General features: G+C 38.6%; 19 protein-coding genes and 4 tRNA genes. 2 read left to right on the top strand and 21 right to left on the bottom strand.

Annotated elements, in window-relative coordinates; genetic code table 11:
- Positions 1–270 precede the first annotated feature (270 nt).
- The 13 genes from BARBAKC583_RS02760 to BARBAKC583_RS02700 form a co-directional block, all read right to left on the bottom strand.
- Positions 271–957 carry a nitroreductase gene (locus BARBAKC583_RS02760; protein ID WP_005766723.1) on the bottom strand — a complete coding sequence of 229 codons (687 nt, stop codon included), beginning with the start codon at positions 955–957 and terminating at the stop codon, positions 271–273.
- Positions 958–1,317: 360 nt separating this feature from the next.
- Positions 1,318–5,529, bottom strand: coding sequence for a DNA-directed RNA polymerase subunit beta' (rpoC, locus tag BARBAKC583_RS02755; protein WP_005766721.1), 4,212 nt, complete (start codon positions 5,527–5,529; stop codon positions 1,318–1,320).
- Between the two features lie 161 nt (positions 5,530–5,690).
- Positions 5,691–9,842, bottom strand: a complete 4,152-nt coding sequence (gene rpoB / locus BARBAKC583_RS02750) for a DNA-directed RNA polymerase subunit beta (protein WP_005766719.1) — start codon at positions 9,840–9,842, stop codon at positions 5,691–5,693.
- Between the two features lie 283 nt (positions 9,843–10,125).
- Positions 10,126–10,497: a 50S ribosomal protein L7/L12 gene (rplL, locus tag BARBAKC583_RS02745; protein ID WP_005766718.1), complete on the bottom strand. Its 372-nt coding sequence runs from the start codon at positions 10,495–10,497 to the stop codon at positions 10,126–10,128.
- Positions 10,498–10,602: 105 nt separating this feature from the next.
- Positions 10,603–11,121 carry a 50S ribosomal protein L10 gene (gene rplJ / locus BARBAKC583_RS02740; protein ID WP_005766717.1) on the bottom strand — a complete coding sequence of 173 codons (519 nt, stop codon included), beginning with the start codon at positions 11,119–11,121 and terminating at the stop codon, positions 10,603–10,605.
- Positions 11,122–11,477: 356 nt separating this feature from the next.
- A complete protein-coding gene (gene rplA / locus BARBAKC583_RS02735) occupies positions 11,478–12,176 on the bottom strand; it encodes a 50S ribosomal protein L1 (RefSeq protein WP_005766715.1) in 699 nt (232 codons plus the stop codon).
- A gap of 4 nt (positions 12,177–12,180) precedes the next feature.
- A complete protein-coding gene (gene rplK / locus BARBAKC583_RS02730) occupies positions 12,181–12,609 on the bottom strand; it encodes a 50S ribosomal protein L11 (RefSeq protein ID WP_005766713.1) in 429 nt (142 codons plus the stop codon).
- A 152-nt stretch (positions 12,610–12,761) separates the two neighbouring features.
- Positions 12,762–13,292 carry a transcription termination/antitermination protein NusG gene (gene nusG, locus BARBAKC583_RS02725; RefSeq protein ID WP_005766712.1) on the bottom strand — a complete coding sequence of 177 codons (531 nt, stop codon included), beginning with the start codon at positions 13,290–13,292 and terminating at the stop codon, positions 12,762–12,764.
- A 20-nt stretch (positions 13,293–13,312) separates the two neighbouring features.
- Complete coding sequence (secE, locus tag BARBAKC583_RS02720) at positions 13,313–13,516, bottom strand: preprotein translocase subunit SecE (protein ID WP_005766710.1); 204 nt, start codon at positions 13,514–13,516, stop codon at positions 13,313–13,315.
- Positions 13,517–13,746: 230 nt separating this feature from the next.
- A tRNA-Trp gene (locus tag BARBAKC583_RS02715) sits at positions 13,747–13,819 on the bottom strand.
- A 50-nt stretch (positions 13,820–13,869) separates the two neighbouring features.
- Positions 13,870–15,045, bottom strand: coding sequence for an elongation factor Tu (gene tuf, locus BARBAKC583_RS02710; RefSeq protein WP_005766708.1), 1,176 nt, complete (start codon positions 15,043–15,045; stop codon positions 13,870–13,872).
- Between the two features lie 163 nt (positions 15,046–15,208).
- A tRNA-Gly gene (locus tag BARBAKC583_RS02705) sits at positions 15,209–15,282 on the bottom strand.
- A gap of 23 nt (positions 15,283–15,305) precedes the next feature.
- Positions 15,306–15,389: transfer RNA gene (locus BARBAKC583_RS02700), tRNA-Tyr, on the bottom strand.
- Positions 15,390–15,590: 201 nt separating this feature from the next.
- Here BARBAKC583_RS02700 and BARBAKC583_RS02695 point away from each other — a divergent pair.
- Positions 15,591–16,421: a TrmH family RNA methyltransferase gene (locus BARBAKC583_RS02695; protein WP_005766706.1), complete on the top strand. Its 831-nt coding sequence runs from the start codon at positions 15,591–15,593 to the stop codon at positions 16,419–16,421.
- Here the strand turns inward: BARBAKC583_RS02695 and BARBAKC583_RS02690 are convergent.
- From BARBAKC583_RS02690 to BARBAKC583_RS02655, 7 genes are all read right to left on the bottom strand, one after another.
- Complete coding sequence (locus BARBAKC583_RS02690) at positions 16,411–17,133, bottom strand: rhomboid family intramembrane serine protease (RefSeq protein WP_005766704.1); 723 nt, start codon at positions 17,131–17,133, stop codon at positions 16,411–16,413. The two genes, BARBAKC583_RS02695 and BARBAKC583_RS02690, sit on opposite strands and share 11 nt — an antisense overlap.
- A 107-nt stretch (positions 17,134–17,240) precedes the next feature.
- Positions 17,241–17,747, bottom strand: coding sequence for a hypothetical protein (locus BARBAKC583_RS02685; RefSeq protein ID WP_225866732.1), 507 nt, complete (start codon positions 17,745–17,747; stop codon positions 17,241–17,243).
- Positions 17,748–17,918: 171 nt separating this feature from the next.
- A complete protein-coding gene (locus BARBAKC583_RS02680) occupies positions 17,919–18,317 on the bottom strand; it encodes a DUF2155 domain-containing protein (protein WP_011807338.1) in 399 nt (132 codons plus the stop codon).
- An 87-nt stretch (positions 18,318–18,404) separates the two neighbouring features.
- Positions 18,405–18,803, bottom strand: a complete 399-nt coding sequence (locus BARBAKC583_RS02670) for an NADH:ubiquinone oxidoreductase subunit NDUFA12 (RefSeq protein ID WP_005766698.1) — start codon at positions 18,801–18,803, stop codon at positions 18,405–18,407.
- 194 nt (positions 18,804–18,997) lie between these two features.
- Complete coding sequence (gatB, locus tag BARBAKC583_RS02665; RefSeq protein WP_005766696.1) at positions 18,998–20,497, bottom strand: Asp-tRNA(Asn)/Glu-tRNA(Gln) amidotransferase subunit GatB; 1,500 nt, start codon at positions 20,495–20,497, stop codon at positions 18,998–19,000.
- Positions 20,498–20,668: 171 nt separating this feature from the next.
- Positions 20,669–22,093 (bottom strand): trigger factor, encoded by a 1,425-nt coding sequence (gene tig / locus BARBAKC583_RS02660; protein WP_005766695.1) that lies wholly within the window; start codon positions 22,091–22,093, stop codon positions 20,669–20,671.
- Between the two features lie 161 nt (positions 22,094–22,254).
- Positions 22,255–22,337: transfer RNA gene (locus BARBAKC583_RS02655), tRNA-Leu, on the bottom strand.
- 178 nt (positions 22,338–22,515) lie between these two features.
- On the opposite strand from BARBAKC583_RS02655, the gene trmFO reads away from it, so the two are divergent.
- Positions 22,516–23,910 carry a methylenetetrahydrofolate--tRNA-(uracil(54)-C(5))-methyltransferase (FADH(2)-oxidizing) TrmFO gene (gene trmFO, locus BARBAKC583_RS02650; protein ID WP_005766693.1) on the top strand — a complete coding sequence of 465 codons (1,395 nt, stop codon included), beginning with the start codon at positions 22,516–22,518 and terminating at the stop codon, positions 23,908–23,910.
- Between the two features lie 688 nt (positions 23,911–24,598).
- Here the strand turns inward: trmFO and BARBAKC583_RS02645 are convergent.
- Positions 24,599–24,901: an HU family DNA-binding protein gene (locus tag BARBAKC583_RS02645; protein WP_172952859.1), complete on the bottom strand. Its 303-nt coding sequence runs from the start codon at positions 24,899–24,901 to the stop codon at positions 24,599–24,601.
- Positions 24,902–25,048 lie beyond the last annotated feature (147 nt).

The following is a 25,048-nucleotide window of genomic DNA, read 5'->3' as shown; positions in this document are numbered from 1 at the left end:
TGTAAGATAAACTAAAAAAATAACAGCAACAAATACCAGTGTTGCACGCCTTGCTACTACCCAACAGTTTTTCTCTATAGTATCTTCCATGCTCAATTGAGAAACCAACTCATTGCTTAAAATAATTACTATCTCGATATGATAAATTTAGTAAAATAAGTGTTAACATGCAACATCAAAATAAAATGAACACAATAAACTCTCACACTGAAATATTCTTACAATTCTCAAGCTTTTAAAAGCTATGCTTTAATGCGCTCAAATGCTCTATTAGCATGATTGAACAAAACGAGCAAAATTCTCAATTGGCTCACGTTCAGTTTCGAAATTGTTTTCTGGAGCACTCGTATCACGATAACCAAGTGCCATACCACAGATAATCTGGCGTTCAGGAGGCACAGATAAAATCATATGAATTTTCTGATGGTAATCAGCAAAAGAGGCCTGAGGACATGTATCCAATCCAAATCCTCGTGCTGCTAACATAACTGTCTGCATAAACATACCCAGATCAAGCCAGCTCCCCATTTCCATATCTCGATCCATAGTAAACAAAAGCCCAACAGGTGCACCAAAAAATGAAAAATTCCGCGCTTGTTGACGAAGCATTTTTTCATTTTCATTTTTTTGGATTCCGAGACTCTTATAAAGATCTAAACCAATCTTCCTACGTCGAGAAAGATAAGGTTCTCGCCACTGACGTGGATAATAATGATATTCACGCTCTCCTTTTACACCTGATAGTGCAAGTTGTGAAAGCTCTTGTCCTAACTGTTGCAATGCCTCTCCTACCACAACAATTACTTGCCAAGGCTGAAGATTCGTTCCTGATGGTGCTCGTGCTGCAAGTTTTAAAATTTTCTCAACTATTTCCTGTTCAACAGGTCGATCAGTAAAAGCTCGAATTGACTTTCGTGACAAGATAGATTGGAAAATATCAGTGGTACAATTCATCATTTTTTGCTGTCTCCTTACAAAACAATAAACTTCAATGCTATTTACTCGAGTAAAGAAAATTTGCTGTAATCAATAATTGTAAGAGAGAACCCAATATAACTATTAAAACAAACTACCCTCAATCCAAAAATTTTATCTTGTACGTATTATGTAGCTCCAATCAATTTTGGATATCTACCATTTCGATAAACCTCATGAATATAATCAACAACAAGAATTCTTTTAAATTATAATCACCTTATAATTTTTATAATCATATTTATTTATGAAAAAACTTCTATTTATTCCCGCATTCTAAAGCATAAAAAACGCCTGAATTTCATTCAGGCGTTTTCACATTTTTTCTAACATCTATTAAAATTATTCAGCGGCCGCATTTGCTGTCATATCTGTTAACATAGCTTTAGATATTCCATCATTGCTAGATTTGCGCTGTTCATCTACAATCAAATCATCACGAACAGTAGCAATACGACGAATTTGAGCGATTGTACCACCCGTACCTGCAGGAATAAGCCTACCGACGATGACATTTTCCTTAAGCCCTTGTAAAGTATCAATTTTGCCAGAAACCGCTGCTTCAGTAAGAACCCGAGTTGTCTCCTGAAATGATGCTGCCGAAATGAAGGACGGTGTCTGAAGAGATGCTTTCGTAATTCCAAGAAGTATAGGAGTACCAGAAGCAGGTTTTTTACCTTCTGCAATCAAATGATCATTAATTTCGTCTAATTCAATGCGGTCAACATTGTCACCTGGAATATAATCAGAATCTCCTGATTCAGTAATTTCAACCTTTTGCAACATCTGACGAACAATGACTTCAATATGTTTATCATTAATCAAAACACCCTGCAAACGATAAACTTCCTGAATTTCATTAACCAGATAAGATGCCAAAGCTTCAACACCTTTAATCGCCAAAATATCATGAGGTGCTGGATTACCATCTAAGATATAATCACCTTTTTCAATTTTATCACCCTCTTGCAGATGGAACAACTTACCCTTTGGGATCAAATATTCTACTGGTTCAAGTGTCTCATCATTAGGCTCAATAATAATACGACGCTTATTCTTGTAACCACGACCAAACCGAACCGTACCACTAATTTCAGCAATGATAGCATGATCCTTTGGACGCCGTGCTTCAAAAAGCTCAGCTACACGCGGCAAACCACCTGTAATATCTTTTGTCTTGGCGCTTTCCATTGGTAAGCGTGCGATAACATCGCCTGCCTTAACATGCGAACCAGGTTCAACAGAAAGAATAGTTTCCACTGACATCACATAACGGGCTTCTCCTCCTTTGTGCAATTTAGCAATATTCTTACCTTGTTTATCTGAGTGAATAATCATTGCTGGTTTTAGATCAGCACCACGTGGGTTAACACGCCAATCAATCACCTGACGTTTTGTAATTCCTGTCGATTCATCAGTTGTTTCAGTAACTGATAAACCATCAACCATATCTTCAAACCCCACATAACCATCAACTTCAGTTAGAATCGGACGAGTGTAAGGATCCCACTCAGCTATACGCTGACCACGTTTAATAATATCACCATCATCAACAAAGAGACGCGCACCATAGCTAATACGATGAACAGCACGCTCTTTACCGTTTTCATCTTTGATAAGAACAGCCATATTGCGTCCCATCACAACCAAATGCCCTTCAGAATTGCGAACAACATTGCGATTACGAAGTTCTACTATACCTTCATAAGAGGATTCAAAATAAGATGAGTCAACAACCTGCGCTGTTCCACCTAAGTGGAAAGTACGCATAGTAAGCTGTGTTCCTGGTTCACCAATCGATTGAGCTGCAATAACACCAACCGCTTCACCCTGATTAACCGGTGTTCCACGTGCCAAATCACGACCATAGCATTTAGCGCAAACACCAAGACGCGTCTCACATGTCAAAGCAGAACGGATCTGAACTGATTGAATTCTAGCCTCTTCAATTTTAAGAACATCAGCTTCCTCAATCATTGTCCCTCCCTCAATAATGACTTCACCAGAAACTGGATGCAAAATATCAAGAAGTGCTGTACGACCAAGAATTCTTTGACCAAGTGATGCAACAATTTGTCCTGCATCAATAATTGGCTGCATGGTAAGCCCCTTAATAGTACCACAATCAACTGCTGAAATAATAGCATCCTGGGCAACGTCAACAAGACGCCGTGTTAAATAACCTGAGTTAGCAGTTTTCAACGCAGTGTCAGCAAGCCCCTTACGCGCACCATGCGTTGAGTTAAAATACTCATTAACAGTCAGACCTTCCTTAAAATTGGAAATGATTGGTGTTTCAATAATTTCACCTGATGGCTTTGCCATCAATCCACGCATACCAGCTAACTGTCTCATCTGATTAGCAGAACCACGTGCACCAGAATGCGACATCATATAAATCGAATTCATTCTCTGCTGACGACCTGTTTTAGGATCAAATTTAACAGCTTGAATCCCCTTCATCATTTCATCTGCAATACGATCAGTGCACTTACCCCACGCATCAACAACCTTATTATACTTTTCACCTTGTGTAATTAAACCGTCATCATATTGCTGTTCATATTCTTTAACCAAAGCTTCCGTTTCTGCAACCAGACGTGACTTACTCTCAGGAATAACCATATCGTCTTTACCAAATGAAATCCCAGCACGACATGCATGAGAAAAACCAAGTTGCATAATACGATCACAGAAAACAACTGTCTCTTTTTGCCCACAATGCCGATAAACTTGATCAATCATCTTAGAAAGATTCTTTTTGGTCATTTCCTGATTGACGATATCAAACGAAATATTTGGATTTTTTGGCAACAATTCACCAATAATTAAACGACCAGGCGTCGTATCGTAGAGTTGAGCAACTTCTTTTCCATCTTTATCAATATTTTTAAAACGACCTTTAATTTTCGTATGAAGAGTTACGACTTTATTCTCCAAAGCGTGATGTAGCTCACCCATATCAGCGAAAGCCATCCCCTCTCCTGGTTCTTTTTCAGAAACAATCGAAAGATAGTAAAGACCAAGAACCATGTCTTGCGATGGAACAATAATTGGCGCACCATTGGCTGGATGAAGAATATTATTAGTCGACATCATCAAAACACGAGCTTCCAGCTGTGCTTCAAGCGAAAGCGGAACGTGAACCGCCATCTGATCACCATCAAAATCTGCATTAAAAGCAGTACAAACGAGTGGATGAAGTTGTATTGCTTTCCCCTCAATCAACACGGGCTCAAAGGCCTGAATCCCCAAACGGTGAAGTGTCGGCGCACGATTAAGCAAAACAGGATGTTCACGAATAACTTCATCCAAAATATCCCAAACTTCTGGATGTTCTTTTTCAACAAGCTTCTTTGCCTGCTTCACAGTGGATGAATAGCCCTTTGCATCAAGCCGCGCATAAATAAATGGCTTGAACAACTCAAGAGCCATCTTTTTCGGAAGACCGCATTGATGCAACTTCAATTCAGGTCCCGTCACGATAACAGAACGACCTGAATAATCAACACGCTTCCCAAGTAAATTTTGACGGAAACGTCCCTGTTTACCCTTCAGCATATCTGAAAGTGACTTTAATGGACGCTTATTTGCCCCTGTAATCACACGGCCACGGCGGCCATTATCAAATAACGCATCAACAGCTTCCTGCACCATACGTTTTTCATTACGCACAATAATTCCAGGAGCACGCAATTCAATAAGCCGCTTCAAACGATTATTACGATTTATAACACGCCGGTAGAGATCATTTAAATCCGATGTTGCAAAACGTCCACCATCAAGCGGAACCAGCGGACGTAAATCCGGTGGAATAACCGGAATTGTTTTCATAATCATCCATTCTGGTTTATTACCAGATTCAAGAAAATTTTCAACAATTTTAAGCCGCTTAATGAGCTTTTTTTGCTTTAACTCTGAAGTCGTTTCTGCTAATTCAGCATGCAAATCGTTCGCAATTTTATCTAACTCCATCCCAGCGAGAAGATCATAAATAGCCTCAGCACCAATCATCGCCGTGAATTGATCTTCTCCAAACTTATCAATAGCAAGCATATATTCTTCTTCAGAAAGAAGCTGGTGTAGCTTAAGAGATGTTAACCCGGGTTCTGTTACAATATAACTTTCAAAATACAGAATCCTTTCAATATCCTTCAAAGTTAAATCTAAAAGAGTAGATATGCGGCCTGGTAGTGATTTAAGAAACCAAATATGAGCAACTGGCGCTGCAAGCTCAATATGCCCCATGCGCTCACGGCGTACTCGCGAAAGGGTAACTTCTACACCACATTTTTCACAAATAATGCCTTTGTATTTCATACGTTTATATTTGCCACAAAGACATTCATAGTCTTTAATAGGGCCAAATATACGCGCACAAAAAAGACCATCGCGCTCTGGTTTAAACGTACGGTAATTAATAGTTTCTGGCTTTTTGATCTCACCGTACGACCAGGATAGAATATTTTCAGGACTCGCAATCGATATACGAATAGAGTCAAATATCTGTGCTAGCGCTTGAGGATTGAAAAGATTCATAACCTCGTGGTTCATTCCGTTCTCCTTTGAAGATTCTTAAGCTCTTCCTTCTATCACAGCTTTACTAGAAATTCATTTCTACTGCAAAAATCGTCTGTATTATTATCTTTTAAAAACTTCTTTATTAGAGTTTTTAAGGAAAATCAGAGCGCACAATTCTCAGTGCGCTCTTACAACTAATTTTCTACCACTTCAGGTAATGCTTGCTGCGCCATAAATTCACGTGCATCGCCAAGCTTTACATTCAAACCAAGTGAACGCATTTCTTTGATCAGAACGTTAAAGCTTTCAGGTATACTTGCTTCAAAAGTATCATCACCACGAACAATTGCTTCATAAACTTTTGTACGACCCGCTACGTCATCTGATTTAACTGTCAGCATCTCTTGCAAAGTATACGCAGCACCGTAAGCCTCAAGAGCCCAAACTTCCATTTCACCAAAACGCTGACCACCAAATTGCGCTTTACCACCTAATGGCTGTTGTGTAACAAGTGAATAAGGTCCTATTGAACGAGCATGAATCTTATCATCAACAAGATGATGCAATTTAAGCATATAGATATAACCTACTGTCACCTGACGATCAAAAGGCTCTCCAGTACGACCATCATAAAGTGTAACCTGTCCAGAACTATCTAAACCTGCATCTTCTAGCATCGCATTAATATCAGCTTCATGCGCTCCATCAAAAACAGGCGTTGCAATTGAAACACCCTTTCTCATCTGATGCGCCAATTTAACAAGACTTTCATCATCATACTGACGTACTGGCTCATTACGATCATTATCAGGAATGAGATTTTCAATACGCTGACGCAGAGGAAGTATATCTCCAGTTTCTTGATAAAAGTCTACCAAATCTCCAATCTTTTTTCCCATACCTGCGCATGCCCAACCAAGATGTGTTTCAAGAATTTGACCAACATTCATACGGCTAGGAACACCTAATGGATTCAATACAATATCAGCATGGGTTCCATCTTCAAGAAATGGCATATCTTCCACCGGAAGAATACGCGATACAACTCCCTTATTACCGTGACGTCCTGCCATTTTATCACCAGGTTGAATTTTGCGCTTCACAGCCACAAAAACTTTTACCATTTTCATGACGCCAGGAGGCATCTCATCGCCCCGTTGAACTTTTTCGACCTTATCCATAAAGCGACGTTGTAACGCCTCTTTCGACTCATCATATTGATTGCACAAAGCTTCAATTTTATTTTGAACCTTTTCATCATCAACAGCAAATTGCCACCATTGTGACCGTGGATAATTATTCAGTACTGTGCTATCAATTTTCTGGCCTTTTTCAAACCCTTTTGGACCTCTTATTGCACTCTTGTCTTTTAACATACCTGCAAGACGCGCATAAACATTCCTATCAAGAATCGACTGTTCATCATCTCTATCTTTAGCTAAACGCTCAATTTCTTCACGCTCAATCTCCATTGCGCGTTCATCTTTTTCTACACCATGACGGTTAAAAACACGAACCTCTACAACAGTCCCAAAAGTTCCTGGAGGCATTCGCATAGAAGTATCACGAACATCTGAGGCCTTTTCACCAAAAATTGCACGCAAAAGCTTTTCTTCTGGTGTCATTGGGCTTTCGCCTTTTGGGGTAATTTTACCAACCAAAATATCACCAGGTTGAACTTCAGCACCAATATAGACAATACCAGCTTCATCAAGATTCCTTAATGCCTCTTCTGCAACATTAGGAATATCACGAGTAATCTCTTCCGGCCCAAGTTTCATATCACGTGCAGCAACTTCAAATTCTTCAATATGAATCGAAGTAAATACATCATCAGCAACGATACGCTCAGAAAGCAAAATAGAGTCTTCGTAATTGTACCCATTCCAAGGCATAAATGCTACAAGAACATTCCGCCCAAGAGCTAAATCACCAAGATCAGTTGATGGACCATCAGCAATGATATCACCCTTTTCTATCCGGTCACCAACATGTACAAGAGGACGCTGATTAATACATGTAGATTGATTGGAACGCTGAAATTTTTGCAAGCGATAAATATCAACACCAGATTTTGAAGGATCTAAATCTTCTGTTGCACGAATAACAATACGTGTTGCATCAACTTGATCAACAATACCACCACGTTTTGCACTAATAGCAGCACCTGAATCACGAGCCACTATTGCCTCCATACCTGTACCAACAAATGGTGCTTCAGAACGGATCAATGGAACTGCTTGACGTTGCATGTTTGATCCCATTAACGCACGATTCGCATCATCATTTTCCAAAAATGGAATAAGAGAAGCAGCTACAGAAACCAACTGTTTTGGTGAAACATCCATTAAATCTATGTGATCACGTGGCACCATCAAAACTTCACCTGCATGACGACAAACTACAAACTCTTCTGTGAAACGTCCTTCTGAATCTAGTGAAGAATTGGCTTGAGCTACATAATGTTTTGCTTCTTCCATAGCAGAAAGATAAACAACCTCAGTCGTCACTTTACCATCGGTAATTTTGCGATATGGACTCTCAATGAAACCATATTTATTAACTCGCGCAAAAGTCGCTAAAGAATTAATCAATCCAATATTTGGACCTTCAGGCGTTTCAATCGGACAAATACGACCATAATGCGTAGGATGCACATCGCGCACTTCAAAACCTGCACGCTCACGAGTTAAACCACCTGGCCCAAGAGCAGAAAGACGACGTTTATGAGTAATTTCTGATAATGGATTAGTTTGATCCATAAACTGCGATAATTGCGAAGACCCAAAAAACTCGCGAACAGCTGCCGCAGCTGGTTTCGCATTAATCAAATCTTGTGGCATAACAGTATCAATTTCAACTGAAGACATGCGTTCCTTTATCGCACGCTCCATACGAAGCAAACCAACCCGATATTGATTTTCCATCAATTCCCCAACTGATCGAACACGACGATTACCAAGATTGTCGATATCATCAATTTCACCACGGCCATCGCGCAATTCAACCAGCATCTTAACAACACCAATAATATCTTCTTGACGCAAAACACGAACCGTATCAGGGCAATCAAGCCCCATACGCAAATTCATCTTAACACGACCAACAGCCGAAAGATCATAACGCTCAGAATCAAAAAACAACGAGTGGAACATAGCTTCCGCTGTATCTATTGTTGGTGGTTCTCCTGGACGCATCACCCGATAAATATCAAATAACGCATCTTGCCGACTTTCATTTTTATCTACTTTTAAAGTATTGCGGATATATGCTCCAACACTCATGTGATCAATATCAAGAATATTGATTTGATTAGCACCAACATCAAATAAAACTTTTAATACTTTTTCATCAATTTCATCACCAGCTTCAAGATAAATCTCACCTGTTTCATAATTAACGATATCATCCGCTAAATAAGACCCTAATAATTCATCTTCACTGACTCTAATCGCCTTTAGACCCTTTTCTACTAAAAGCTTTGCAGTGCGAGCTGTTAGCTTTTTACCAGCCTCAGCAACAACCTCTCCACTCTCTGCATCAACAAGATCAGAAACCAATTTTACTCCCTTAAAGCGATCCACTGAATAAGGAATACGCCACCCACTTTCAACCCGCTCATAAGTAACTTTATTATAAAAGGTTGACAAAATATCCGATGCATCCATACCCAATGCCATCAGAAAGCTAGTAACCGGAATCTTTCGTCTCCGATCAATGCGAGCATAAACGATATCTTTCGCATCAAATTCAATATCTAACCAAGAACCACGATAGGGAATTACACGGGCTGCAAAAAGAACCTTTCCTGACGAATGAGATTTTCCTTTATCATGATCAAAAAACACACCGGGAGAACGATGCATCTGCGAAACAATAACACGCTCTGTACCGTTAATGATAAAAGTACCATTACTCGTCATTAAAGGCATATCGCCCATATAGACACCCTGCTCTTTGATATCCTTAATATCTTTAGAACCGGTATCTTCATCAATATCAAATACGATTAAGCGTAATATCACCTTTAATGGTGCTGCATAAGTTAGATCGCGCTGACGACATTCTTCAACATCAAACTTTGGTGCATCAAATTCGTAACGCACAAATTCGAGCATAGCTGTACCGGAAAAATCCGAAATAGGAAATACCGATTTAAAAACAGCTTGCAGACCTTCATCTGGACGCCCACCTTTCGGCTCTTTAATCATGAGAAATTGATCATATGACGCTTTCTGAACCTCAATAAGATTCGGCATCTCTGCGACTTCAGGAATCTTACCAAAAAATTTGCGCACGCGCTTACGACCATTGAATTGAGACATCATTGCTAGAGTCTGAGCCATCGTCGCTCCTCGATTTTCACTATTCAAAGTAGACTAAACCTTGAAAGCTTTACGTCATTAGTCTGCACATACAGACCCGTTTATTTAATACCCTGTCAAATAGGCACTATTTTTATTCTATACACCTTAACCAATTTTAACTTGGTTTAATTGTTAAATTCTCACAAATACAACTCACTTCCCTACAGCTATAAACTGTTAGGAAATGGCTGAAACAATTAAACTCCTTTAACGAAAAGGAGAAATCAGCAGACATAAGAAATACATGTCTGCTGATAAAAAATTATTTAAGTTCAATTTTAGCACCAGCCGCTTCAAGTTGAGCTTTAATTTTTTCTGCTTCATCTTTAGAAACACCCTCTTTAATCGGCTTAGGTGCTCCTTCAACTAAGTCTTTTGCTTCTTTAAGACCAAGACCAGTAAGAGCTCGAACTTCTTTAATGACATTTATCTTCTGAGCACCGCCATCAACAAGAACGACATCAAACTCTGTCTTTTCTTCAGCAGCTGGAGCAGCAGCACTACCAACAGCAGCAACTGCTACAGGAGCAGCAGCAGATACTCCCCATTTTTCTTCAAGTAATTTTGAAAGCTCAGCAGCTTCCAAAACGGTAAGGTTAGAAAGGTCTTCTACGATCTTTGCTAGATCAGCCATGTTTTAAATTCCTTAAATTAAAAGATTTGAATTATTATTTAAACTTATCCAAAAAAACAGAAAAGTCCCAAAGCCATTTCGTAAAATAAATTACGAACACAGGCTTCAAGCAGCCTCCCCCTTTTGAGCATAGGCACCAATTACACGTGCAACCTGACCAGCGGGTGCTTTGATAACTTGAGCAACACGGGTCGCAGGTGTAGAAATCATACCCACAAGCTTTGCCCGCAATTCGTTCAGTGAAGGCAATGAAGCCAAAGACTTCACAGCATCAACACTCAAACTTACTGCTCCCATCGAACCACCGAGGATAACCAATTTATCATTGGCTTTTGCAAAATCAACAGCAACCTTCGGTGCTACAATTGGATCTTCTGAATAAGCAATAAGTGTTTGCCCGGTGAATAAATTTGCCATCGACTCAGATTTCGTACCCTGAAGAGCAATTTTAGCAAGAGTGTTTTTGGCAACTTTAACAGCACCACCAGCTTCACCTATTTTTGAACGAAGATCACTCATCTGTGAAACTGTCAAACCAGAATAATGCGCAACAACGACAGAACCAGACTCTTGAAAAATCTTGTTAAGCCATGTGACAAATTCACGTTTTTCCGCTCTATTCACTGTCTTTCTCCATTTAACAAGTTTACTTAAAAAAAAACCTGTTCATTACCTTTAATAGCATAAAGTTTTATGCCATCGACGAGAATCCTGTCCCCTTCTTCACGCACAAACGATCAAAGGTAACCTTAACTCAAATCCCTTTAGTTTCTTAACCCTAAAGTTCTTATCTCAATCTCATGTAGGCTTTCTTTCGATTAAGATACCCAAAGTATCACCTACAATCTCGGACAGGACATTCCGAAATTTCTTTCGGCATGACCCGAGCTTAATAAAGCTCAGATAAGTGGATGTCAGAAAAACCAACACCCCAAATACAATTTAAATATAATCCGAAATAAGATCATATTTTTTAAAATTCACTCTGAACGAATCGTTACAAGATCAACTTTAATCCCAATACCCATCGTTGAAGAAACTGCAACCCGCTTAATATATTCACTTTTTGCACCTTGTGGCTTAGCCTTAATAACCGCACTAACAAAAGTTTTAATATTCTCTATGAGCTGCTCAGCTCCAAAAGAAGCCTTACCAACACCAGCGTGCACAATTCCAGCCTTCTCAACACGAAATTCAACAGCCCCTCCTTTAGAGGCTTTAACAGCACCAGCAATATCCGTTGTCACAGTTCCAACTTTCGGATTTGGCATTAAACTTCTTGGACCAAGAACCTTACCGAGACGACCAACAAGAGGCATCATATCTGGTGTTGCAATACAACGATCAAAATTTATCGTCCCACCGTTAACTGTCTCAAACAAATCTTCGGCACCAACAATATCAGCACCAGCAGCTTTAGCCTCTTCAGCTTTATCACCACGCGCGAAAACAGCAACACGAATATTTTTTCCTGTCCCATTAGGAAGATGAGCAACACCACGCACCATTTGATCTGCATGACGAGGATCGACACCCAAATTCATCGAAATCTCTATTGTTTCGTCAAACTTAGCCACTGCACGCTCTTTAACCATCGAAACAGCATCTGTTAAAGTATAAAGTTCATTAAAATTAATGCCTTCACGAATTTTCTTTATTCTTTTCACTATTTTTACCATAACATTAGCCTACCACTTCTAAACCCATAGAGCGAGCAGAACCTTCAATCATGCGCATCGCTGCTTCAATGTTATTTGCGTTAAGATCTTTCATTTTCGCTTCTGCGATTGAACAAATCTTGTCACGAGAGATAGTCCCTACAAACACCTTACCAGGCTCTTTTGAACCAGATTTCAAATTTGCTTCCTTTTTCAAAAAAAAGGACACAGGAGGCGTCTTTAAAGAAAATGTGAAAGACTTATCTTGATAATAAGTAATAACTACTGGAATTGGTGCTCCCTTTTCCATCTCTTGCGTAGCTGCATTAAACGCCTTACAAAACTCCATGATATTAATACCACGCTGCCCAAGAGCAGGACCTATTGGCGGAGAAGGGGTAGCTGCCCCTGCTGGAACTTGCAATTTTAGCTGACCTGCATTTTTTTTTGCCATAATAATCTGCCTTTACTTAACATCGATAAACTGGCACTTCATTATGCCAAATACCCACTGCAGTTGGGTGGTCCGGATCATTAAGCTGGCAAAAACCATAAATTCACCTTCCACCTATCATTTAAAGTGATCAAAAATCACTTCAATTTCAATCAAAGTTTTTCAACTTGACCAAATTCTAAATCAACAGGCGTAGGACGCCCAAAAATTAGTACCTCAACTTTAAGACGAGAACGATCCTCTTCAACTTCCTGAACAACACCATTAAATGAAATAAAAGGCCCATCAGCTACTCGTACCTGCTCACCAACTTCAAATGTAACAGAGGATTTCGGAGACTCAACGCCTTCCTGAACCTGTTGCAGAATTTGCTCAGCCTCTCTATCAGAAATAGGAACAGGTCGTGCATCTGAACCCAAAAAACCAGTTACTTTAGGAGTATTCTTAATAAGGTGATAAACATCATCCGTCAATTCAGCACAAACAAGAACATAACCAGGAAAAAATTTGCGCTCAGAATCAACTTTACGCCCCCGACGAACTTCAACAACGCGCTCTATTGGAACAAAGATCTTTTTAAACAAATGATCAAGCCCTTTTTGCTTTGCCTCTTTACTAATGGCCTCTGCCACTTTTTTTTCAAAGTTCGAATATGCTTGAACAATATACCAACGAGCAACCACTGCCACACTTCCTTATAGGATCAACCAAAAATATACTTTAAGAGATCAATACCCTGCCACACACTAAAATTTATAACCTGGTCTACAATAAAAAAGAAAGCTGAAGCAACTGCCGTCACTACCAGCACCATAACAGTAGAAATAACCGTCTCACGACGTGTAGGCCACTTTATTTTCGTGATTTCTGCACGAACCTGTTTTAAGAAGGCAATTGGATTGGTCATGATATCATCAGTTACACTATATTCTTCCCAATTTTATTACAAATCATGCAATAAATAAATGATATAAAAATAAAAAAAATCTCTCCTCCTTTTTATGAGATCTTTTCATTTTCTATTCAATACCGATTCATATACAAAAAAACAAGTCTTATACAAAAAAAGTAAAAAAAGAAGTTAACCTTCTTCTTTCTTTTCACTCAGCAATACAACTAAAACAGCAATTAACACGGCAGGGGCAGCAGGATTTGAACCCGCGACCTACGGTTTTGGAGACCGCCGCTCTACCAACTGAGCTATACCCCTAACTCTTAGAAGGAAAACACCCCCAATATATCCCTAAACAATTATTCTAATTACTCGATGATTTTAGAAACGATACCAGCCCCAACAGTACGCCCCCCTTCACGGATCGCAAAACGAAGCTTCTCTTCCATGGCAATAGGAACAATCAAAGATACATCCATCGCAACATTATCACCAGGCATAACCATTTCTGTTCCTTCAGGAAGCGTAACAATCCCTGTCACATCTGTCGTACGAAAATAAAACTGAGGACGATAATTCGTAAAAAACGGCGTATGACGTCCCCCTTCGTCTTTCGTCAAAATATAAGCTTCCGCTTTAAATTTGGTATGCGGAGTCACGGAACCAGGTTTCGCTAAAACCTGACCACGCTCAATCCCCTCACGGTCAATACCACGAAGCAATGCACCAATATTATCACCGGCTTGACCTTGATCCAAAAGCTTGCGAAACATCTCAACACCAGTAACCGTCGTCTTAGACGTTGGACGTATCCCTACAATCTCAATTTCTTCACCAACTTTAACAACTCCACGCTCAACACGACCGGTTACAACCGTTCCACGCCCTGAAATCGAAAACACATCCTCTATCGGCATCAAAAATGATTGATCAACTGGACGCTCAGGGGTCGGTATATATCTATCAACCTCACTCATTAAAAGACGAACAGCATCCTCTCCTATGCTTTTATCCGAATCTTCAAGAGCAGCTAATGCTGACCCCTTAACAATCGGTATATCATCCCCTGGAAAATCATATTTTGAAAGAAGCTCCCGAACCTCAAGCTCAACAAGTTCCAAAAGCTCAGCATCATCAACCTGATCAACTTTATTCAAAAAAACAACAATCGCAGGAACACCAACCTGACGCGCTAACAAAATATGCTCACGGGTCTGAGGCATTGGACCATCTGCCGCAGAAACCACCAGAATAGCACCATCCATTTGCGCTGCCCCTGTGATCATATTCTTCACATAGTCTGCATGCCCAGGACAATCAACATGCGCATAGTGACGCTGATCTGTTTCATATTCAACATGTGCAGTAGAAATGGTAATCCCACGCGCCCGCTCTTCAGGGGCCGCATCAATTTGGTCATAGGCTTTAAATTCACCAAAATACTTCGTAATCGCTGCTGTCAATGACGTCTTACCATGGTCAACGTGACCAATCGTGCCAATATTAACATGCAGCTTCGTACGTTCAAATTTGCTCTTTGCCATCGTTGTCGATCTCTTGTCTCTTAGCACCTGTGAAACAGGCCTTCAGAACCAAACTCTACCGGGCTGATTACCAGTCCGACTATTACACCAAAAGACGAAAAAAGTCCGCCTCATTCACGATAGAAAAAAATTCTACCACGATTTTGCTTAATCCCCAAATATCTGGAGCGGGTAGCGGGAATCGAACCCGCATATTCAGCTTGGAAGGCTGCTGCTCTACCATTGAGCTATACCCGCATCCTAACTCGCTATCTGATAAATGGTGGAGGGGGTTGGATTCGAACCAACGTAGCATACGCAACGGATTTACAGTCCGCCCCCTTTAACCACTCGGGCACCCCTCCATTAAATCAGTAGAGTTTTGCGAAAACCATCACCATTTAATAACAATTTTTCTAAAATTCAACCGGTCGCGGAGCGGTTATGACGATTAGTCTTGTATCTGTCAACAAAATAAATACAGTTTTATACAAATTTCCTGATAATAATCTTTAAATTTATCTTTTTTTTATCGATATTTTCGATTAACGGATTATAAGAAAAATATGATAGAAAAAGCACGTAGAAATTCTTATTTTGCAAGCCTTCGTCGCCAATATCGTGACACAAAAGGTTTTATTTCCTCACCTTCAGCACGTTTCAAATACGGCCCTTCTCCATTAACAGCAGAAAAAATCCGTCTTTACGGTATCCATGCGGTTAATGCAGCTCTTCAAAATCCTAATAGGGTCTTAGAATGTCTCTATGCCACACCAAACGCCTTAAAACGGCTGAATATAGTCGAATCAAATCCACCTTGTCTTCTAGAATTGTGCTCGCCTAAAAAATTGGATACCCTTATTGGAAGTGACGCAGTGCATCAAGGTGTTGTCTTAGAAACTAAACCTCTCAAATCACGCCATTTATCCGAACTTACTCATACTGATCTTGTTGTTGTAATGGATCAAATTACCGACCCCCATAATGTTGGTGCCATTATGCGTTCTGCAGTTGCATTTAAAGCTGGAGCACTCATTACCACTCATCGCCACTCACCGCAAGAAAGCGGTGTACTTGCCAAAGCAGCTTCTGGAGCTTTGGAAATGATCGATTATATTACTGTACGCAACCTCGCTGAAGCACTTAAAGAACTCCATAAAGCTGATTTTATCAGCTTCGGACTTGATTCAGAGGGCGGAAAACCACTAGAGATCGCATTAACAGGTCAAAAAATTGCCCTAATCTTAGGAGCAGAAGGAAAAGGTTTGCGCAAAAAAACACGCGAAACTGTTTGTGCATTGGCACGCCTTGATATGCCTGGAAATATTAAATCATTAAATGTTTCAAATGCAGCAACAATTGCTCTTTACGCAACTCATAAATATCTTAGACCGTAATTTTTGATTTTCTCCATGGAATGTTAAAAAAACTAATCAATAAAAATCCTGAAATCAGACCACCAACATGAGCTTCCCATGCTATTGAAACATTATCTTCTTCGCTAAAATGTGGAAATATGCCTGTGATAAAATTAATCATAAACCACACACCAATATAAATAAGCACAGTCCTTGAATGGAGAGATTCCCTGATCGACAATATAGGTCCCTCAAATTTTCCATCTCTTGTACTAGAATTAGAACAAGTAGAAAAAAAGTAACGTGCAGCAGCGCCCATCATTCCAGAAATCGCGCCTGATGCTCCAATAAGCGGTATCTCACTGTTTTGATGAAAAATAAAATAAGTTAATACAGATGCAACCGCTGTTAAGACCCAAAAAATTAAAAAACGTAAATTGCCTAAATGCCTTACCAAAGGAGACCCAAAAACCAAAAGCCAAATCATATTAAGCGCAATATGTCCTAAACTACCGTGCATAAATGAATAACTAACAACAGTATGAGAAAAGCCTACAGGATCAGCCTTAAAAAAAGCCGGTATAAATGCAAACAACACAAGAATTCTAGCATGAAGCTGATCAGAAACAAAATAAATGAAAAAACAAAATGCTATCAAAAAAATTATAATAAAAGGAACATTCAATAACGGTTCTTTAGGTCGATTTGGCGACAATAAAGCATCATCATATTGAGAATGAGTAATTTTCATTTTACATACAATCTCCACTATAAAAAATCTCAGTATACCAACTGCAATAATAATGAAAAAATCGTCAATTCTAGATTTTTCTAGTGTGCACTTCTCAATATCGGATATCACTTGCGTGGTAAAACTTGCATCTTATACAAAACACGCCGAAAAGCACGTGCATCAAGAAAACCATCTACAGAATTACCACGTCCTATCAATTGAAATTTAAAGCCCGTACGTGCATATGTATGAAATTCATCTTCAGGGATAAATAAGCGTCCCTTTTCAGACACTGTACAACCAATAACACACATAATTACTAATTTCTCGCCTGGAATATAACGATAATTGCGATTTTGAGACCATGCTAAAGTTAAATTAAGATCACCTGAATTAGTCGAAGTTGTTGTTATGTCAAGAACATAACCTTGATTACTAACCCACTTCGCTTGCATCTCAAGCAAAATTAAAGGATTATGGGTGTAATAAAAATTTCCTGAGCTTACTTCTGTGACCTGTATGTCATAACTATGCTTTATAGTTGGTTCATTTGACAATTGGCACCCTACTAGGGTTATCATAAGTGCAGCAGCCAACAATTTTTTTGTTAAATGTAACGGTGCGCACATCATTGATGCCTATCAAGTTTAAAAAGCGACCATTACAGTTTAAAAAACTATCCTTGTGTCAAGCTTACATAAAAGCAATAACACTCTAAAAAAATTAAAAATTTTTCCTTGCATGCAGTTTTATTCTAGGAATGACTACTTTGAAAATCATTCAGCGGGAAAACTAACGATATTTTATTTGCAATCTTTTAACCATACATCATAAATAGGATGCTCGACTGCATTCAAACCAGGACTATCTGCAAATATCCATCCCGTAAAAATACGCTGCGTTTTTTTATCCAATGTTACTTCATTGACTTCAATAAAACTAGCTGGACGAGCGGGCTCATCCTCAGAACTTGTATAACATATTCGTGGCGTTACTTGCAAAGCACCAAATTGATAAACTCTATCAATAGGAACCTCAAAACGAGTAGTTCGACCAGTAATCTTATCGAGGCCAGAAAAAACAGCAATCGTATTGCTAACACGTTTTGCTTGCATATTCCCTACCCACAACAAGACTCCCACCATTCCCATTAAAAAAACGCAAGAAAAATGCCTGAATTTTGATACTAAACAAAACTTCATAAACACCACATCAATTAATTTAAATAATAACTTCGACTCTAAATATGGCCAGTTAAGGAAACAAAATAACACATCAATTAAAACACTCTATTTTTTAGGAAACCATGCATCATAATCTTTACGCGCAGAAAGATGCTCAGCACTATAAGCGATAGACCCTTTTGGTCGATAAGCTTCTTTTGTTCCTGTCATGTTTTCACTATGAGGTTTTTCCCACTCATGTGCTTTATAATTCTCTTCTGTAGGTGGCATATCACAACGATGATGAATCCAGCCATGCCAACCTGGAGGAATAGTGGAAGCCTCAGAAAAATCTTTATAAATTACCCAACGGCGCGGATAACCATCTTTATGATGACCGCCTTCATAATAAATATTGCCAAACTGATCTTCTCCTATACGCCTCCCTTTACGCCACGTAAAAAAGCGCGTATTAATGGTATTACCATTCCACCACGTAAAAGTTTGTTTTAAAAAACCGGCCATTTTCTCTATCTCACTTCTCTAGTGTATACATGAGCTTAATCATCGAAGTAAACTCATATCACTCTTAAAATCACCAAAGGCAAGAAAACTCTTATGAAATACCATCAAAAACTCTTTCGAACAACAAATTTTCAATTTTTATTGTTCTCACTCTGAGAAAATATCATATTAGAAATATTTTCTACTTTACGAGATTAATCTATTTCAAGTTTCATTTTAACTAGTTTATTAACAGTTTGAGGATTAGCTTTGCCTCCTGTTTCCTTCATAACTTGCCCAACAAACCAACCAACTAAAGCAGGTTTTTCTTTTGCCTGAGAAACTTTATCCGGGTTATTAGCCATAATTTCATCAACAGCGCTTTGAATAGCCCCTGTATCTGTCACCTGCTTCATACCACGTTCTTCCACAATTTGACGTAGATCCCCCCCTTCATGCCAAATAATCTCAAATAAATCCTTGGCAATTTTTCCAGAAATAATCCCTTCTTCTATCAGATCAATAATTGCTCCTAATTGGTCTGGTTTAACTGGCGTATCTTCAATTTTACAATTATTTTTGTTCAAAGCGCCTAAAAGATCATTGATCACCCAATTAGCAACCATTTTTCCATCACGCCCACGTGCTACTTTTTGAAAATAATCAGCAATTTCTTTTTCTGTTATGAGAATAGAAGCATCATAAACAGTCAATCCCATGTCATTGATAAAACGCGCTTTTATATCATCCGGAAGCTCCGGCAATTCTGAAGCTAAAGCATCAACAAACGCTTGATCAAATTCCAACGGCAACAGATCAGGATCAGGAAAATAACGATAGTCATGAGCCTCTTCCTTTAAACGTATAGACCGCGTTTCACATTTAGCTGCATCAAAGAGCCGAGTCTCTGGATCTATTACACCGCCATCTTCTAGCACTGCAATCTGACGACGTGCTTCATACTCTATCGCTTGACCAATAAAACGAATAGAATTAACATTCTTAATTTCACAACGAGTTCCCAAAGGCTCCCCAGGACGGCGAACTGATACGTTGACATCTGCACGTATAGAGCCTTCATCCATATTGCCATCACAAGTACCCAAATAGCGAAGAATCATCCGCAATTTTGTTATATAAGCTTTAGCTTCTTCTGATGAACGCATATCAGGCTTGGAAACAATTTCCATTAAGGCTACACCAGAACGATTAAGATCTACAAAAGACATTGTTGGATGCTGATCATGTATTGATTTTCCAGCATCTTGCTCAAGATGAAGCCTCTCAATTCCAATTTCAACATCCTCAAATTGACCATTTGAATCTGGCCCGATTGATATAGTGACTTTTCCTTCACCGACAATCGGATAATGAAACTGTGAAATCTGATATCCCTGTGGTAAATCTGGATAAAAATAATTCTTACGATCAAAAACAGACTTCAAATTAATTTGAGCCTTTAGCCCTAAACCAGTTCGAATAGCTTGGCGAATACATTCTTGATTAACAACAGGCAACATACCAGGCATAGCTGCATCAATAAGCGACACATGATTATTTGGTTCAGCACCAAATTTGGTCGATGCACCCGAAAAAAGTTTCGAATCCGACACAATCTGTGCATGAACCTCCATGCCAATAACAACCTCCCAATCACCTGTAGATCCAGAAATAAAATGCCTAGGATCAGGTGGACGAATATCAATCATTTGCATTGGTTAATCCACTATCAATATTTTAAACACATCCAATGGCTAATCTAGAATGGCCATTAGTGCAAACCTAGCATAAAAAACTAATAAAAGGCTCAGTTTTATTAGATTCATTCATCAGTTCACAAATTACACTTTTAAGTGTTTTCTTTTTGGCTACACTTTCCTATTCTTTTACACTTTTTTCATTGTAGATTTTTTCTTAATTTCGTTAGATTTTTTGTTATCTGAAGCAGTTTTTTTCTTAACTAAGCTTTTCTCGATTGCATCTGATTCATCAAATTCTTTCATCAATTCTTCAACTGTCACTTTTTTATCTTTAATTTTTATATGTGTCAGTAAATAATCAATAACTTTTTCTTCAAAAATAGGTGCACGTAAATTCGCGATAGCTTCTGGCGTGCGACGAAAAAAATTCATAATCTCTTTTTCTTGCCCAGGATATTGGCGAACCTGCTCAAAAATTGCTGTTTGTAACTCACTTTCACTGACTTGAATATTAGCTTTCATCCCAATTTCAGAAAGCACTAAACCAAGACGAACACGACGCTGCGCAAGCATATGATATTCTTCCCGCGCTTTCTCCTCTGTAGTGTTTTCATCTTCAAAGCTTCTACCCGATTTTTGTAGATCGCTATTAACTTGAGCCCATATATTATTAAATTCAATTTCTACAAGACGCTCAGGAATCTCGAAATTATAATCAGCATCTAATGAATCAAGAATTTGACGTTTAATTTTTTGACGCGTCATTAAGCCATATTGATTTTCAATCTGCCCTTGAACAACTTCACGCAGACGGTCGAGAGATTCTAAACCAAGCTTTTTAGCTGCTTCATCATCAATTTTTAGTTCATCTGGTTTGGATACAGTCTTAACAGTGATGTTAAAAACTGCATCTTTACCAGCTAAATGCGCGACACCATAATTATCAGGGAACTTAACAGAAATCGCTTTTGTATCACCAGCCTTTACACCAACTAACTGTTCCTCAAAGCCAGGAATAAATTGGTTCGAGCCAAGAACCAATTGCACATCATGACCTGTTCCACCATCAAATGGGACATCATCAATTTTTCCGAGATAATCGATTGTAACGCGATCACCCTCTTCAGAAGGAGCATCCCCTTCCGAATAACTACGCGTAGAAGAAAGAATTTTTTTTACTTCCTCATCAATTTCCTGTTCAGAAACATCAGCAATTTCACGAGTGATTTCTATATCTTTAAAATCTTTAATTTCAAATTCTGGCAAAACTTCATATTTTAAATTGAAAATAAAATCAGCCTCGCCATCTAGAACTTTTTGATCTTCATTGATGTCAATTTGTGGTTGCACTGCTGAACGCTCATTACGATCAACCAAAATAGAACGAGGAGCATCATTAATGATTTCATTCAGAACTTCAGCCATAAAAGATTTACCGTACATTTTTCGTAAATAACTAGAAGGCACTTTACCAGGGCGAAAACCATTCAACTTGATTTTCCCTTTAGTATCATCCAATCGTTCGTTTAACTTCGCTTCCAAATCTTTCATTGGAACCATGACTTGAATTTCGCGTTTCAGTCCTTCATTAAGTGTCTCGGTAACCTGCATCGAACAACCTTCATTTCTTTGAGGAGGCGTATAACCTCACTCCGGGAACAACGATATCCAACACTATGTGCCAGACCAACATGCTAACACTTGAATGTCCAGTTTACATGAAATGGATTTTCAAAATATTCAGAAATCCGTAGCATTCAAAGCAATCGCCTTGGTGCGGGTGGAGGGACTCGAACCCCCACGGTCTCCCGCCAGAACCTAAATCTGATGCGTCTACCAATTTCGCCACACCCGCTTAAACCTGTAAACCAATAATCTCATACAAGCGGTGTCTCTATACCATTCAATTTCAACCAATTAAAGAAAAAAAGCTAGAAAATATATTTTAATACTCTAACAAATGTTGTTTTCACAAATTTATAGATAAAAAATCTATGCTTTTCAGACAACATTGCTTTTGCTAAAGTTAAATCATGTTAAATAAATTAAATCTCCCAATCCATATCATCGGCGGTGGTTTAGCAGGAAGTGAAGCAAGTTGGCAAATTGCTCAATTAGGAATCCCCGTTATTTTGCACGAAATGCGGCCACAAAGACTATCTGAAGCTCACAAAACCGATAAACTTGCAGAACTCGTCTGTTCAAATTCATTCCGTTCGGATGATTCATTGACAAATGCTGTAGGACTTTTACATGCTGAAATGCGATTAGCTAAATCCCTAATTATGAAAGCCGCAGATGCCAATAAAGTGCCAGCTGGAAGCGCACTTGCTGTTGATCGTGATGGATTTTCTCAAACCGTTACAGAATCACTTGAAAATCATCCTCTTATAACCATAAAACGTGAAGAAATCCATGATATCCCTGAAAACTGGCACAATGTTATTATTGCAACCGGTCCTCTCACTTCACCTGCACTTGCTTATGCAATACAAGCAGTAACAGGAACAGAAGCTCTTTCTTTTTTTGATGCCATTGCACCCATCATTTATACCGATAGCATTAATATGAATATTTGTTGGTATCAATCTCGTTATGACAAAATTGGTCCTGGAGGAACTGGAAAAGATTATATTAACTGCCCTCTCGATAAAGAACAATATGAAGCATTTATTCAAGCATTAAAAGACGGAGAAAAAATAGAATTTCGTGAATTTGAAAATGTACCTTATTTTGATGGATGCTTACCAATCGAAGTTATGGCCGAACGTGGTGTTGAAACCTTAAGGCATGGTCCCATGAAACCTATGGGATTAACTAATACTCATACCCCTAAAGTTAAAGCCTATGCCATTGTACAATTGCGGCAAGATAATATGCTTGGCACTCTCTATAATATGGTTGGCTTTCAAACAAAACTGAAATATAGTGAACAAGTTCGTATCTTTAGAACAATCCCTGGTCTTGAAAAAGCAGAATTTGCACGTCTTGGTGGTCTTCACCGCAATACCTACCTCGATTCACCAACCATTCTAGATGAAACTCTTCGTTTAAAGAAGAAACCTCAATTGCGTTTTGCTGGACAAATTACAGGTTGCGAAGGTTATGTAGAATCATCTGCAATAGGACTTCTTGCTGGACGCTTCGCTGCTGCTGAATATAATAATACTTATCCATCTTTGCCACCAAAAACCACAGCATTCGGAGCCCTTTTAAATCACATTACCAGCGGGTATATTGTAACTCAAGAAACAGAGAAACACTCCTTCCAACCAATGAATATCAATTTTGGTCTTTTTCCACCTATTGATTCTACAAATCATCAAAGAAAAACTATGCAATACAAAGAAAAAAAATTAGCGAAGAGGCAAGCTATCGTTGAACGAGCCTTAAATGACTGCACACAGTGGTTAAATGGATTAAAATAACTTTAAAATAAATTTTTGTACTTGATCTTAATGAAACACCTATTGATTCACCTTTGATCTGTTTAAGAACTTTTAATCAGTACAGCACAAAAAAACCTATCGCTCTTTCCAGTTTTGGAAAAGAATGCCTGGAGAAATATTAACACTCCAACCAGTGGGCTTTAACGTCTAAAAAATTTCCCTCTATTTTTAATAGCCTGTTGTATTAATGATCTATACCTGGTAGATTAATTATTTTTGGCTATCTATATCAATAAATACCACCTCCAGTTTAACATTTGTTGAATAGTTTAAGAGAAAAAATATTTTAAGTTTCTTACTCTAATGAAAGTTCATCATAAAATAGACTAGAATTATATCTTTCTTCCCCTTGAAAAAAATCGCTAATAACATTTTCTAAAATAATCAGCGATAATCAACAACACTCTAGGTAGCGCAAATACCCCAGTTATCATGGTAAATTCAGCTATATAGATCAATCAGTATATTAATCGAAAATCTAAGAGCTACTATTTACACCCGAAATCAGTGCTCATAAGCTGGCATATCTTATCCGAAAGGATAAACGCCACGCATCCCCCCTGCTAACAAATCTTTATAAAACATCTATCTTTGAAAAAGACTAAAAAGCTCTCTTCAAAAAAAACCCGCTTACTAAATAAACCGGGTTTTTAAAACGAAATTCAAATTACCGTTTATTAACAGCTTCTTTAAGATTTTTTCCTGCAGAAAACTTAGGGACAGAACGCGCTGGAATATTAATTTCTGCACCTGTCGAAGGGTTACGTCCCTTTGTAGCAGCACGCCGAGAAACTTCAAAAGAACCAAAACCTGGAAGACGCACATCACCCCCTTCTCCTAAAGCTTCTGTTACAGAAGCAATAAAGGCATCTAAAACAGAACCAGCTTGTGCTTTTGAGACACCTGCTTTTGCAGCAATGGAGTTAACCAATTCACTTTTATTCATTGAATATTTCCTTTCCTGTATCACCGGATATAACTTAACCGATTATGAGCAAGTTTATTGAAAACTATAGTAAACTGAAGAATTATTTTGTCCTAGTATATTGTTTTTTAGCAATAACCACAGTTATTTACGTTTTTTTTATTTTTTTTCAAAAAAATAGAATCCTTTCCC

Origin of the sequence: Bartonella bacilliformis KC583 (assembly GCF_000015445.1) — a bacterium.
GTDB lineage: Bacteria > Pseudomonadota > Alphaproteobacteria > Rhizobiales > Rhizobiaceae > Bartonella > Bartonella bacilliformis.
This window is presented reverse-complemented; position numbering and strand designations above follow the sequence as displayed.

Excerpts from the sequence above, each read along its gene's own strand:
- BARBAKC583_RS02760 (WP_005766723.1), bottom strand. The coding sequence starts at position 957 with ATGATGAATTGTACCACTGATATTTTCCAATCTATCTTGTCACGAAAG.
- rpoC (WP_005766721.1), bottom strand. The coding sequence starts at position 5,529 with ATGAACCACGAGGTTATGAATCTTTTCAATCCTCAAGCGCTAGCACAG.
- rpoB (WP_005766719.1), bottom strand. The coding sequence starts at position 9,842 with ATGGCTCAGACTCTAGCAATGATGTCTCAATTCAATGGTCGTAAGCGC.
- rplL (WP_005766718.1), bottom strand. The coding sequence starts at position 10,497 with ATGGCTGATCTAGCAAAGATCGTAGAAGACCTTTCTAACCTTACCGTT.
- rplA (WP_005766715.1), bottom strand. The coding sequence starts at position 12,176 with ATGGTAAAAATAGTGAAAAGAATAAAGAAAATTCGTGAAGGCATTAAT.
- rplK (WP_005766713.1), bottom strand. The coding sequence starts at position 12,609 with ATGGCAAAAAAAAATGCAGGTCAGCTAAAATTGCAAGTTCCAGCAGGG.
- secE (WP_005766710.1), bottom strand. The coding sequence starts at position 13,516 with ATGACCAATCCAATTGCCTTCTTAAAACAGGTTCGTGCAGAAATCACG.
- tuf (WP_005766708.1), bottom strand. The coding sequence starts at position 15,045 with ATGGCAAAGAGCAAATTTGAACGTACGAAGCTGCATGTTAATATTGGC.
- BARBAKC583_RS02695 (WP_005766706.1), top strand. The coding sequence starts at position 15,591 with ATGATAGAAAAAGCACGTAGAAATTCTTATTTTGCAAGCCTTCGTCGC.
- BARBAKC583_RS02690 (WP_005766704.1), bottom strand. The coding sequence starts at position 17,133 with ATGAAAATTACTCATTCTCAATATGATGATGCTTTATTGTCGCCAAAT.
- BARBAKC583_RS02685 (WP_225866732.1), bottom strand. The coding sequence starts at position 17,747 with ATGATGTGCGCACCGTTACATTTAACAAAAAAATTGTTGGCTGCTGCA.
- BARBAKC583_RS02680 (WP_011807338.1), bottom strand. The coding sequence starts at position 18,317 with ATGAAGTTTTGTTTAGTATCAAAATTCAGGCATTTTTCTTGCGTTTTT.
- BARBAKC583_RS02670 (WP_005766698.1), bottom strand. The coding sequence starts at position 18,803 with ATGGCCGGTTTTTTAAAACAAACTTTTACGTGGTGGAATGGTAATACC.
- gatB (WP_005766696.1), bottom strand. The coding sequence starts at position 20,497 with ATGCAAATGATTGATATTCGTCCACCTGATCCTAGGCATTTTATTTCT.
- tig (WP_005766695.1), bottom strand. The coding sequence starts at position 22,093 with ATGCAGGTTACCGAGACACTTAATGAAGGACTGAAACGCGAAATTCAA.
- trmFO (WP_005766693.1), top strand. The coding sequence starts at position 22,516 with ATGTTAAATAAATTAAATCTCCCAATCCATATCATCGGCGGTGGTTTA.